The sequence below is a fragment of the Pseudomonas sp. P20 genome (assembly GCF_016463925.1).
In the GTDB taxonomy this organism is placed as follows: Bacteria; Pseudomonadota; Gammaproteobacteria; order Pseudomonadales; family Pseudomonadaceae; genus Pseudomonas; species Pseudomonas aeruginosa.
The window spans coordinates 77,890-90,940 of record NZ_JAEMVM010000023.1; the positions used below are offsets into that span (position 1 = coordinate 77,890).

Annotated in this window: 6 protein-coding genes; 1 reads left to right on the forward strand and 5 read right to left on the reverse strand. The window is 63.7% G+C overall.

Annotation, left to right across the window (positions count from 1 at the left end):
* Positions 1-25: 25 nt before the first annotated feature.
* The 5 genes from JHD77_RS24265 to JHD77_RS24285 form a co-directional block, all read right to left on the reverse strand.
* Positions 26-586, reverse strand: coding sequence for a DUF6162 family protein (locus JHD77_RS24265; protein WP_023117339.1), 561 nt, complete (start codon positions 584-586; stop codon positions 26-28).
* Positions 583-912, reverse strand: a complete 330-nt coding sequence (locus JHD77_RS24270) for a hypothetical protein (protein ID WP_003089624.1) — start codon at positions 910-912, stop codon at positions 583-585. Before JHD77_RS24270 ends, JHD77_RS24265 begins: the two co-directional genes overlap by 4 nt.
* Positions 909-1,448, reverse strand: a complete 540-nt coding sequence (locus tag JHD77_RS24275) for a hypothetical protein (protein ID WP_003089621.1) — start codon at positions 1,446-1,448, stop codon at positions 909-911. Before JHD77_RS24275 ends, JHD77_RS24270 begins: the two co-directional genes overlap by 4 nt.
* Complete coding sequence (locus JHD77_RS24280; RefSeq protein ID WP_019726231.1) at positions 1,445-2,647, reverse strand: PepSY-associated TM helix domain-containing protein; 1,203 nt, start codon at positions 2,645-2,647, stop codon at positions 1,445-1,447. The genes JHD77_RS24275 and JHD77_RS24280 overlap by 4 nt, the downstream gene beginning before the upstream one ends.
* A 170-nt stretch (positions 2,648-2,817) precedes the next feature.
* A complete protein-coding gene (locus JHD77_RS24285; protein ID WP_031756295.1) occupies positions 2,818-3,771 on the reverse strand; it encodes a siderophore-interacting protein in 954 nt (317 codons plus the stop codon).
* Between the two features lie 144 nt (positions 3,772-3,915).
* On the opposite strand from JHD77_RS24285, the gene JHD77_RS24290 reads away from it, so the two are divergent.
* Positions 3,916-13,051, forward strand: a 9,136-nt coding sequence (locus tag JHD77_RS24290) for a non-ribosomal peptide synthetase (protein WP_199506535.1), incomplete at its 3' end; no start/stop codon positions are given.

A 13,051-nucleotide genomic window follows, 5' to 3' on the forward strand; every position in this document is an offset into this window, starting at 1 on the left:
CGCCTTCTGTGGAGTCGATGTGCGATCAATGGCGGTGCTGACGGGTCACGCCGGCGTCGAAGCGGCTGACCACCTGGCGCCAGCCGGCGTCAGCCAGGGCGCGGGCGTCGCCCGGTACGGCGCCGGCCGCGGCCGCGGCGGGCTTCAGCCAGACTTCGGCGGGACCGAGCAGCAGGAGGAACGAGCCGGCCACCCCGGGCTTGCCGCTGACGCCCAAGTAGCTCGGACGCCCGGCGGTTTCGCTGTAGCTCCAGCGGTGCTCGCCGCGGCTGCTCGCGGCGACGTCGGCGACGAAGGGCGGGAAGCCCTCGGCGGCCAGTTCGTCGACGGAAGGCGCGGCTTCGCCGTCGTCCAGGCGCGCCTGGATGTCTTCGGCGGCGACCTGCAGGTCGGCGTAGATGCCCTGTTCGGCGGCATTCAGGTCGAGCCGGGCGTCCACCTGGTGGGCGTCCAGGGCTTGCGCTTCATGGGACTGCTGGCGCAGCCCGACCACCGTGGCGGCGAGGGCCAGGATCAGCACACTGCCGAGCAGTACGTAGAGGGTCTCGTGGCCGGCGCCGGCCGGGCGGACGGTTTCGACGCTCATGGCGCGGCGATGTCGGCGTGGTCGATTTCCACCACGTGGCCGGGGCCGGCGTCGAACAGCACGTAGAACTCGCCGTCGGGACGCTTGAAGGTCAGGGTCGAGTCGGCGCCGAGCTTGCCGGGAACCAGGATCTGCTCGTCGTAGCCGATCACGTCGAGGGTTACGCCGGGGGCGCCGCTGCCGTCGGAGAAGCCGCCCTTGCAGCGGATCTCGCCGGCCTGCACTTCCTCGCATTCGCAGATCGGGTTGTGCGCCAGGGCCGCGCCGCTCAGGCCGAGCAACAGGGCGGCCAGGGGCAGGCGCCAGGGGCGGGTGTGGATGCTCATTGCTTACCTCGTTTGTTCAGCCAGGCCACGGTGGCGGGGGATGCCTCGGCCAGGGGAATGGAAGCCTGGTGCATGGAGCCGTCCCAACCTTCCATGGTGATCCACAGCTCGGCGTCGGGCCGGGTGCGCGGCGGGATCGGCACGCTGGTGCCCATGCGGTAGGGGCTGCCGAAGAAGATCACCCCGGCGGCACGCAGGCTGCGCGGCTTGCCGATGCGCAGGTAGGTCGCCTTGACCTGGGGAATGCAGGCCTGGCAGAGGGCGGCATTGAAGTCCTTCATGAAGCCGGCGGGGCCTTCGTCGTGCGGCGGTTCGATACGCATTTCCGCCAGGCGCAGGCTCCAGGGGCCGACCTGGATCTCGCCCGCCTCTCGTTCGCCGAGGCCGCTGGTGCCGCGGAACAGTGCGACGTCGGCGAAATAACGCGGCATGAAACCGAGCGGGATCAGGATCAGCAGAACATTCAGGTGGAAACGCCAGCGCAGCCAGAACTGGCGCAGCGGCGAAACGGGCTGGGCAACGGCGGCCTTGCTCATGGCTGTCCCTCCGCGGTCTGGTTGGCCATTACCGGCGCCGGCTTGGCCGGTTTCGGCTGGCGCGCCGGGCGCTTGCCGCGCTTGACCAGCGCGGCGGTGGCCTGTGCGGTGCGCTTGCTCCAGATCAGCAGGCCGCTGAGCACCATCATGCTCAGCAGCAGGCCGAAGACGAACCAGATCAGCTTGACCCAGATGCCGCCGAAATCGCCGGTGTGCAGGGGGCGCATGGATTCGGTGACGAACTCCAGCGGGGTGCGGTCGCCGAGCAGGCGCTTGGCTTCGATCTTGCCCGTATAGGGGTTGATCGCCGCCGATTGGTACATGAGGGGGTACCAGCCGCGGCCTTCCACGTAGATCGGGCTGTAGGCGTTGCCTGGCAGGGACACGCTTGCGGCGTCCAGGCTGGGAATGCCTTCGGTGGCGATCCGCACCGCTTCGTCGAGGCTGATCCGGGGCGCCGTGTGGCCGGTGGGTACTTCGTTGCGGGCGATGACCGGCGGTACGCCTTCGCTGGAAAGGGTGATGTGATTGTCGGCGAGAATCGCCTGGATCAGGAACCAGGTGCCCGTGATGGAAATGATGGCGATGAACCAGATCGACCAGATACCGCTCAGGCGATGGAAGTCGCCCCAGAAGATGCGGGCGCCCTGGCTGATGCGCAGGCGTGGCTTGAAGAACCCTTTCCAGAATCGTTTGTAGACCACCAGGCCGGTGACCAGCGAGGCCAGCATCGGCAGGCCGAGCAACGAAACCAGGTACCAGCCCCAACTGTAGCCATTGTTGAACGGAACCAGCCACCAGCCGTGCAAGGCACGGGTGAACTGGCGGAAATCGAAGTTCGGGCTCTTGCCCTGGATCGTTCCGGTATAGGGGTTGACGTAGAGGCTGGCGCGGGAGCCGTCCGGGTAGCTGACCCGGGCGCTGAGGGCAAAATGCTCTTCGTCGGGGAAGTTCAGCGATTCCACGCGGATCGCCGGTTGTGCCTGGTTTATCGCTTCCAGCAACTGGTCGTGGCTGAGGGGGCGGGCGTCGTCGCTGGGCTTGCCGGCACGGATTTCCGGATTGGCGAGCCAGACGATCTCCTGGCTGACCACTGCCAGGGTGCCGGTGACGCAGACGATCAGGACGAAGAACCAGATGGGCAGGGCCAGCCAGCTGTGGACGAGGAACCAGAGTCTGGAGCGGGACTTTTTCGACATGAGGCTAACGGTAGGCTTTGGGGACCACGCGTGCGGTCCATGGGTTGCAGGGCGCTGCTCGCGCTCTGTTCATCTCTATAGGACGTATGAGCCGGAGAGAACCTGAACCTGTATATGAAAGCAAATGTTTCGCAATCGTTTCCGCGTCTGGAGGAGCCGTTTGTGGCCGTTCAGGTCGATGCCTTGCCCTGGCGCCAGTAACCCATGAAGCTTGCAGTGCGGCGATCCAGACCCAACTCCCCGGTCCAATGGTGGCGAATAGCCATCACTGCTGCCGATTCACCGGCAACCCAGGCATAGAACTCTCCGTTCGTTGGCTTGGCCAGTTCCCAGAGTACCTGCCTGTCGATATCCACTTCGCTGACGCGCTGTGGCTTGCCGGCTTCCGGTAGAGTGGCCAGTTCGCTTGCTGCGCGGAGCATTTCCTGGCCGTGCTCGTGTTTCGCCACGTCGCGGGCCAGCCAGTTGAGTTGGGTTTCCGGCGCACACCGTAGGTCCAGTCGGTCCGATTCCCGGGGAATCTCGATGAAGGCCTGCACCGTCGGCCGCTGGTCGCGGTCGGCGAGTTCCTCGAGTATTCCTGCGATGGCTGGCAGGGCGGTTTCATCGCCAATCAGCAGGATATGGCGGATATCCTTCGGCGGACGCCATTCGTAGCCCCCAGGATCGCCGGAATACTCTCCATCTGGCGCCGACATTACCAGGCGCTCGCCGGGACGAGCGTGAGCGGCCCAGCGGGAGGCGGGACCGGTCTCACCATGCAGGACGAAGTCAATGTCCACTTCTCCGGCTTCGCGGCGCAGGGCGCGGATGGTATAGGTGCGCATGGGCGGGCGGCGGCGCGCCTCGAGGCTGCGCACCTGTCTGCGCCAGTCGCCCGTGGCTGGAAGTTGCGGCAGGCTGCCGTCAGCGGCGGGAAACAGCAGCTTTACTCGCTGATCGGGCGCCAGCGTGCGCACCCGAGCGATTTCCGGGCCGCCGAAGGTGAAACGAACCAGCGATGGGCTGAGGGGGCTCCGTCGCTTCAATACCAAGTCGAACAGACGATAGCTGGGGACCTTGGCTAGGCCGGCGCGAAGGGTCAGGTCGCGAAGGTTCCGTGCCAGTGTTTCGGCAAGGCTCATGGTGTTTTCCCTATGGTTGGGTTCTCGAAGTGGAACGCCTGCCGAACGGGAATATTTAGCCGGACGAGGCTTGGTGGTGCGCTAATTTTCCCTGCGGACCATCCGTTCAAGTTGAATCAGCGCCCCTCGTACGGATGATTAGAGATGAATGCCGAAATCGCCTTGAAACTCGCCCGCCGTTTCATCGAGCTGCCACAGGACAAGCGTCCCCTGTTTCTCGATGGCCTGCGCGAGGAAGGGGTGGAGTTTTCCCTGCTTCCCATTCCCGATGGCGTCGTCAGCGAGGATCGCGACGAGCTTTCCTATGCCCAGCGGCGCATGTGGTTCCTCTGGCAGCTCGACCCTCAGGGTGCGGCCTATAACCTGCCGATGGCGGTCCGCCTCAGCGGCCCGCTGGATCGTGCGGCTTTCGAGGCAGCCTTCGCCAGTCTGGTCCAGCGCCATGAAACGCTGCGCACCGTATTTCCCCAGCGTGCCGACGGCACCCCGCGCCAGGCTGCGCTGGAACGTCCGGTGCCGATTGACTTCGAGGACCTATCCCTCTTGCCTGAGGCCGAGCGGGAAACCTGCTTGCGCGAAACTGCCCAGGCCGAATCGCTGCGGCCTTTCGACTTGTGCGAGGGGCCGCTTCTGCGCGTGCGCCTGATCCGTCTGGGCGAGGAGCAGCATGTATTGCTGCTGACCCTGCATCATATCGTGTCCGACGGTTGGTCGATGAACGTGCTGATCGAGGAGTTCAGTCGTTTCTACAAGGCTTGCATGGATAACAGCGAAGCCGGACTTCCACCCCTCCCTATCCAGTATTCCGACTATGCGTTGTGGCAGCGCAGCTGGATGGAAGCGGGGGAGCAGGAACGGCAGCTTGCCTACTGGCGCGAGCGGCTTGGCGATCAGCACCCGCTTTTGGAGTTGCCCACCGATCATCCGCGTCCGGCACAGGCCAGCTACCGTGGAACGCGCTACGAATTCGAAATCGATCCGGCGCTGGTGCAAGCGCTGCGTGCCAGTGCCCGCAGCCAGGGGCTGACGTTGTTCATGCTGTTGCTTGGCGGGTTCAACATTCTTTTGCAGCGTTATAGCGGGCAGTCTGACCTGAGGGTCGGCGTGCCTATCGCCAACCGTAACCGCGCCGAAGTGGAGGGATTGATCGGCCTATTCGTCAATACCCAGGTTTTGCGCTCGGTGGTGGAAGGCCAGGCCACGGTCGCATCGTTGCTGGCTTCTCTGAAAGACAGCGTGCTCGGTGCCCAGGCTCATCAGGAGCTGCCTTTCGAGCGTCTGGTCGAGGCCTTCAAGATCGAGCGTAGCCTGAGCCACAGTCCGCTGTTCCAGGTGATGTACAACCATCAGCCTCAAGTAGCCGATATCGGCTCGCTGGATGACGTGGCCGGCCTGCGTTTCGCTCCTCTCGACTGGAAAAGCCGCACGACCCAGTTCGATCTGAGTCTGGATACCTACGAGAAGGGCGGGCGTTTGCATGCTGCGCTGACCTATGCCACCGATTTGTTCGAAGCCGAGACCATCGAGCGCATGGCGAGGCATTGGCAGAACCTGCTGCGGGCGATGCTCGTCGCTCCCGCTGCGCGCATCGATACGTTGCCGATGCTGGAGGCCGACGAACGTCGGCAGATGCTGGAGACCTGGAACGCCACGGCAGCGAACTATCCATTGGAAACCTGCGTCCATCGACTGTTCGAGCATCAGGTGCAGCGTTCACCGGAGGCGCCGGCGCTGGTGTTCGGTGAACAGCGCCTCAGTTATGGCGAGCTGAACCGCCGCGCCAATCGTCTGGCGCATGCCCTGATAGCGCGGGGTGTCGGGGCGGAATCGTTGATAGGCGTTGCGATGGAGCGCTCTGTGGAACTGGTGATCGCCCTGATGGGAATTCTCAAGGCCGGCGGCGCCTACGTGCCGTTGGATCCTGAGTATCCGCAGGAGCGTCTTTCCTACATGCTGGAGGACAGTGGTGTCCGGCTGTTGCTGACCCAGGCGCATCTGCTGGATGGCCTGCCGGTGTCGGCGGAGGTGCAGCCGCTGATGCTGGCGGCCGACAGCGAGTGGCTGGAGGGCTTCGATGCGTCCGATCCGGAGGTGGCCGTCACCGGAGAGAATCTCGCCTACGTGATCTACACCTCTGGCTCGACCGGACGACCCAAGGGCGCCGGCAACCGACATTCGGCGCTGACCAACCGGCTTTGCTGGATGCAGGATGCCTACCAACTGGATGGTAGCGATGCGGTAATGCAGAAGACGCCGTTCAGTTTCGACGTATCCGTATGGGAGTTCTTCTGGCCCCTCATGGTCGGCGCACGCCTGGTACTGGCTCAGCCAGGCGATCATCGCGATCCTTCACGGTTGATGGATCTGATCGGTCGGGAGAGCATCAGTACGTTGCACTTTGTGCCGTCCATGCTACAGGCCTTCCTGCAGGCGCCTGGGGTTTCCGCTTGCACCAGCCTCAAGCGGATTGTCTGTAGTGGCGAGGCTCTGCCGGTGGATGCGCAGCAAAGGGTGCTCGCCGAATTGCCTGGAGTACGCCTGTACAACCTCTACGGCCCGACCGAGGCGGCTATCGACGTGACCCATTGGGACTGTCGGGAGGAGGGGCGCGATACGGTTCCTATCGGACGTCCGATCGCCAATCTGCGTTGCTACGTTCTCGACGATGCCCTGGAGCCGGTGCCAGTGGGGGCGCTGGGTGAGCTGTACCTGGCTGGCGCCGGCCTTGCGCGGGGCTACCATCTTCGCCCCGCGTTGAGCGCCGAACGCTTCCTCGCCGATCCGTTCGCCACGGGCGAGCGCATGTATCGTACGGGAGACCTCGCACGTTATCGAGCGGATGGCGTCATCGAATATGCCGGACGTATCGATCATCAGGTCAAGCTGCGTGGATTGCGCATCGAGCTGGGTGAGATCGAGACGCGCCTGCTGGAGCACCACGCTGTTCGCGAGGCGGCTGTGCTGGTGGTGGATGGCAAGCAACTGGTCGGCTATGTGACGCTGGCTGCCGAGCCCGACGAATGGCGCGGGATGCTCTCTGCCCATCTGGCTGAGAGCCTGCCGGAATACATGGTGCCGATGCAGTGGGTCGCTCTGGAGCGCATGCCGCTGAGCCCCAACGGTAAATTGGATCGCAAGGCGCTGCCCAGGCCTGATGCGACCCTTGGGCAGGTGGTTTACAGCATGCCGCGCAGTCCGGCGGAACGCTGTCTGGCGGAAATCTGGGAAGCGCTGCTGGGCATCGAGCGGGTAGGGCTTGACGATAATTTCTTCGCCCTCGGTGGAGACTCGATCGTCTCTATCCAGATGGTCGGTCGGGCCCGTCAGGCCGGTTTCGGGTTGAGTCCGAGAGACCTGTTCCAACACCAGACCATCCGTGGGTTGGCGCAGGTGGCGGTGCCTTGCGACAGCGCGGTAATTCAGGCACCGGTAGGCGGGGAGGTGGCCTTGACACCAGTCCAGCACTGGTTCTTCGGGTTGGACATCCCGAATCGCAGGCACTGGAACCAATCGTTGCTTTTGAAGGCTCGCGAGTCTGTCGATGGCGAACGTCTGGAGCAGGCCTTGCTCGCTCTGATTCGCCAGCATGATGCCTTGCGCCTGCGCTTCCATGAGGAAGAAGGGTGCTGGCGGCAGGAATATTCCGGTGAGGTTGAAAGCCCGCTCTGGCGGCGCCAGGTCGCTTCGGTCGAAGAACTCTCCGCGTTGTGCGAGGAAGCCCAGCGTAGCCTCGATCTGAGCACCGGTCCTCTGCTGCGCGCTCTTCTGGTCGAGCTTCCCGAAGGTGAGCAGCGGCTCTTGCTGGTGATTCATCACCTGGTCGTGGACGGTGTGTCCTGGCGGATTCTGCTGGAAGACTTGCAGCAGTTCTACCAGAGCTCTGACTCGCCTGCGGTATTGCGCACACACTCCTACCAGGCCTGGAGCGCACATTTGCGTGAAGTGGCAGGGAAGCGGCATGACGAACTGGCGTTCTGGCAGACACACCTGGATGGCGCGCCAGCCGACCTGCCTTGCCAGAATCCTCATGCTCCTTTGGAGAACCGCCACGCCCGCAAGCTGGCCCTGACCCTCGATGCCGAGGCTACCCGACGTCTGCTCCAGGAGGCCCCGGCAGCCTATCGCACCCAGGTCATCGACTTGCTGCTGACCGCCCTGGCACGTGTGGTTTGTAACTGGAGCGGTCACGAAAGTCTGCTTTTGCAACTGGAGGGACATGGGCGCGAGGAATTGGGGGGCGAGCTGGATCTGAGCCGCACCGTTGGTTGGTTCACCAGTCTCTATCCGGTGCACCTGCATCCGGCTGTCGAGCCTGGCGCCGCGATCAAGAGCGTCAAGGAACAGCTGCGTTCGATTCCCGACCGAGGGATCGGCTATGGCCTGTTGCGCTACCTGGCAGACCCTGCTTGCGGTGAAGTTCTGGCTCGGTCGCCGCAACCACGCATAACCTTCAATTATCTCGGCCAGTTCGACCATCAGTTCGCCGACGAGGCCCTGTGGGTGCCAGCCGCGGAGCGTTCCGGCAGTGCACAGGACGAACGTGCGCCGCTTGCAAACTGGCTCTCTGTCGAAGGGCAGGTCTATCAGGGGCAACTCGGCCTGACTTGGACCTTCAGCCCCGATATGTTCTCCGACGAGACGGTGCAGGAGCTCGTCGACGCCTTCGCGGCCGATCTGAACGGATTGATCGAGCATTGTTGCGATCCTGCTTCCGGAGGAGTGACGCCGTCCGACTTCCCTCTTGCCGGATTGGATCAGGCGCAACTCGATGCGCTGTCCCTGCCTTATGGGGAAATCGAAGACATCTATCCACTGACTCCGATGCAGGAAGGTTTGCTGCTGCACACCCTGATGGAGCCGAACTCTGGCATCTATTTCATGCAGGATCGCTATGTCATCGACAGCGACATCGATATGCCGCGCTTCGAGGCAGCCTGGCGCGAGGTGGCCCGACGACACGATGCATTGCGCGCATCCTTCCATGTCGACGACTCCGGACAGATGCGGCAGATCATCCATCGCGAAGCGAAGCTCAAGGTGTTCTTCGACGATTGGAGCGGTCGTCCCGAAGAGGAGCACGAAGAGGCTCTCGCCGAGTTGTTGGCCGAAGATCGCCGGCGTGGCTTCGATCTCCTGAGGACGCCGCCGTTCTTCCTGCGGGTGATCCGCAGGGCTCCCGGACGCCACTGGTTCGTGCTGAGCAACCACCACATCCTGATCGATGCCTGGTGTCGTTCGCTGCTGTTGCAGGATTTCTTCCTTCTTTACAGTCGCAAACAGGTGTTGCCGCCGGCGCCGCGCTACCGCGATTTCATCGAGTGGCTGCAGACCCAGGGCGAACGTGCCGCGCTGGAGGCTTGGCGTAAGGAGCTGGAAGGCTTCGAGCAGCCGACTCCGTTACCGTTCGACCGACCAGTACACCGGCAGGGCGGGACCTCCATCATTGGCGACCGCTACGCTAACCTGGCGCCGGAACAAGGGCGTCGCTTGCGCGAACTGGCCCAACAGCATCATCTCACCGTCAATACCCTGGCCCAGGCGGCTTGGGCGCTCGTGCTGCGTCGCTACAGCGGCCTGCACGACGTACTGTTCGGTGTTACCGTCGCCGGGCGGCCGGTCAGTCGACCGGAAATGCAGAATACCGTCGGGCTGTTCATCAACAGTATCGCCCTGCGGGTCCGCCTGCCCGGTGGCGACTCGCGGCTGACGGTTCGCGAATGGCTGCAGGGCCTGTTCCAGCAGAATCTCGAGTTGCGTGAACACGAGCATCTGTCGCTGGTGCAGATCCAGGCGTGCAGCGCCCTGGAAAAGGGCCAGCGAATGTTCGACAGCCTGTTCGTCTACGAGAATGCTCCAGTGGAAAGCAAGCTGTTTTCCAGCGCCGAGGAGCTTCAGGCGCGCTCCGACACGGCGCGTACACACACCAACTATCCGTTGACCGTGGTGGTGTATCCGGGGGATGACCTGGGACTGCATCTATCGTACGACGAGCGCTACTTCGACGAGGAGACAGTCGACCGTCTGCTGACCGACTTCAAGCGCCTGCTACTGGCGATCGGTGATGGCTTCCACGACGCTTTCACCGAGCTGCCGCTGGTGCCGGAAGAAGAGTACGCAGCGCTGTTGCCCAGCCCCGCGGGGCGCCGCGCCTATCCTTTCGATGAAGGCTATGTACGTCTGTTCGAGGCGCAGGTGGATCGTCTGGGCGAGCGAGTAGCCGCGACCTGCCGCGACCGCGCCTGGTCCTACCGCCAGCTCGACGCAGAGGCCAACCGAGTTGCCTGGGGCCTGCTCGAGGCCGGTGTAGAACGCGATCGCGCGGTGGCCTTGCTGGCCGATCGTGGGTTGGAACTGATGGCGATGATGATCGGCACCTTCAAGGCGGGAGCAGCCTATCTGCCGCTCGATCCATCCTTGCCGCGGAGCCGGCTGGTAAATCTGCTGAAACTTGGAGGTGTGCCTGCCCTGGTCGTTGGCGAGGGCCACCAGGCCCTGGCTCGCGAGTTGCTCGAGGAATTGCCGGAGGAATCGCGGCCGGCGCTTCTCGACTGGGCCGCCCAGCAGGGGCAAGGCAAGTGCGAACAACGGCCAGGCATTGTCGCGCCGACCAATGGCCTTGCCTATGTGATCTATACCTCCGGCTCCACCGGCCATCCCAAGGGGGTGATGGTGGAACAGGCAGGCATGCTCAACAATCAGTTGAGCAAGGTGCCGTTGCTGGCTCTGGACGAGAACGACGTAATCGCCCAGACCGCTTCGCAGAGTTTCGATATCTCGGTCTGGCAGTTCCTCGCGGCACCGCTCTTCGGTGCGCAGGTGGACATCCTGCCGAACGATATTGCCCACGATCCGCTGGCACTCTCGCGGCGCGTCCGCGAGCGTGGCATCACTGTGCTGGAACTGGTGCCCTCGCTGATTCAGGAGGTGCTCGATGATCCCCAGGAAACCTTGCCTGGATTGCGCTGGATGCTCTCCACCGGCGAAGCCCTCTCCCCCGAATTGGCCCGCCGCTGGCTGACGCGTTATCCGCAGGTAGGGTTGATGAATGCCTATGGGCCGGCCGAATGCTCGGACGACGTCTCTTTCTTCCGGGTAGACACGCAAAGCACTGGCGGCACCTATCTGCCTATTGGCCAGGCCACCGACAACAACCACCTCCAGGTCCTGGACGACGATCTGCTACCGGTCCCGCTGGGCGGCATCGGTGAACTGTATGTCTCCGGCACCGGCGTAGGCCGTGGCTATCTTGCTGACCCCGGTCGTACCGCGCTCGCTTTCCTGCCCGACCCCTACGCTCAGGTACCCGGCAGTCGGATCTACCGGACCGGCGATCTGGCCTGTCGAGGCAAGGGTGATCAACTGGAATATGTCGGTCGTATCGACCATCAGGTGAAGGTGCGTGGTTTCCGCATCGAATTGGGTGAGATCGAGTCGAGGCTTCTCGAGTTGCCGATCGTCCGCGAAGCGGTTGTCCTGGCTCAGGATGGGCCGACCGGAAAATCCCTCGCTGCCTACCTGGTACCTGCGGAATCCGATACGCCATTGGTGGCCTTGCGCGACGAATGCCGGGCGGCCCTGAAAGGGCAACTGCCGGAATACATGCTGCCGAGCCTGTGGAGGTCTCTCGATAGCCTGCCCCTGAACCCGAACGGGAAAATCGATCGCAAGGCGTTACCTCCAATCGAGGACAGCCAGGATCAGTCCCATTTCGTCGCACCGCACGAAGGGCTGGAAAGGAGTCTCGCGGAAATCTGGGCCGAGGTGCTCAAGGTGGAGCGGGTCGGTCGCGACGACAACTTCTTCGAGCTCGGTGGCCATTCCCTGCTGGTGACTCAGGTGCTTTCCCGCATCCGTCGTCGGTTGGGTCTGGAGCTTCCTCTGGCAGCGCTGTTCGAACATGCCAATCTCGCCGATTTCGCCGCCTATGCGAAATCAGCAGGTGGCACTCTGCAAACGCCCCTGCGGCGCATGGATCGGGGGGCTGCATCTCCCGTGTCGTATGCCCAGCAACGCCAGTGGTTCCTCTGGCAACTGGAGCCCGACAGCGCGGCCTACCATATCCCTGCGGCCCTGCGCCTGTGTGGCGAACTGGATGTCGAGGCCTTGAAGCGCAGCTTCGCCGCATTGGTCGAGCGCCATGAAGGGCTGCGTACTACCTTCCGCCAGGAGGGCGGCGAGACACTGCAGGTGGTGCATGACCGCTTGCCGCTGGAGATCCGCGAGCAGAGCCTGGGGGTAGCGGACGAGGCCGCGCTCATGGCGCGGATCGAGGAAGAGGTGCGGGTGCCGTTCGACCTGGAACGTGGTCCGTTGCTACGGGTCCTGCTGCTGCGCCTGTCCGCCGAGGAACAGGTGCTGGTGGTGACCCTGCACCACATCGTCTCCGATGGTTGGTCGACGCCGATCATGGTGGAAGAGCTTCTGCAGTTCTACGCCGGCTACCGTGAAGGCCGCGCCGTGGAACTGGAGCCGTTGCCGATCCAGTACGCCGACTATGCCCTGTGGCAGCGCAGCTGGATGGAAGCCGGCGAGCGTGAGCGCCAACTGGCCTACTGGCGGCAGCAACTGGGCGGCGAGCAGCCGGTGCTGGAACTGCCGACCGACCGGCCGCGACCGAGCGTACAGAGTCCTGCCGGCGACAGCCTGCAGGTGGAGCTGGGCGAAGACCTGGGTCGCTCGCTGAAACAGCTGGCGCAGCAGCAGGGCGTGACCCTGTTCATGCTGTTGCTGGCCAGTTTCCAGACCTTGTTGCATCGCTACAGCGGGCAGCCGGAAATCCGCGTTGGGGTACCGATCGCCAACCGCACCCGGGTAGAGACCGAGCGTCTGATCGGCTTCTTCGTCAATACCCAGGTGTTGAAGGCCGACTTCGACCTGGAGACTCGTTTCGACGCCTTGTTGCAGCAGGTCAAACGTACCGCACTGGAAGCGCAGGCCCATCAGGACCTGCCGTTCGAGCAACTGGTGGAGGCGTTGCAGCCGCAGCGGAGCCTGAGCCACAGCCCATTGTTCCAGGTGATGTACAACCACCAGAACGCGGGTCAGGGCAAGGCTCTGGAGCTGCCGGGGCTGCGAGTGGAGGCGCTGGAGCGGGCGAGCGCGACGGCGCAGTTCGACCTGACCCTGGATACCTATGAAAGCGGTGACGCGCTGAGCGCGTCGCTGATCTACGCGACCAGCCTGTTCGAGCGATCGACGGTGGAGCGTCTGGCGGCACACTGGCGCAACCTGCTGGAGGCGATCTGCCAGGACGCGAGTCAGCGTGTCGGCGAATTGCCGA

Excerpts from the sequence above, each read along its gene's own strand:
- JHD77_RS24265 (WP_023117339.1), bottom strand. The coding sequence starts at position 586 with ATGAGCGTCGAAACCGTCCGCCCGGCCGGCGCCGGCCACGAGACCCTC.
- JHD77_RS24270 (WP_003089624.1), bottom strand. The coding sequence starts at position 912 with ATGAGCATCCACACCCGCCCCTGGCGCCTGCCCCTGGCCGCCCTGTTG.
- JHD77_RS24275 (WP_003089621.1), bottom strand. The coding sequence starts at position 1,448 with ATGAGCAAGGCCGCCGTTGCCCAGCCCGTTTCGCCGCTGCGCCAGTTC.
- JHD77_RS24280 (WP_019726231.1), bottom strand. The coding sequence starts at position 2,647 with ATGTCGAAAAAGTCCCGCTCCAGACTCTGGTTCCTCGTCCACAGCTGG.
- JHD77_RS24285 (WP_031756295.1), bottom strand. The coding sequence starts at position 3,771 with ATGAGCCTTGCCGAAACACTGGCACGGAACCTTCGCGACCTGACCCTT.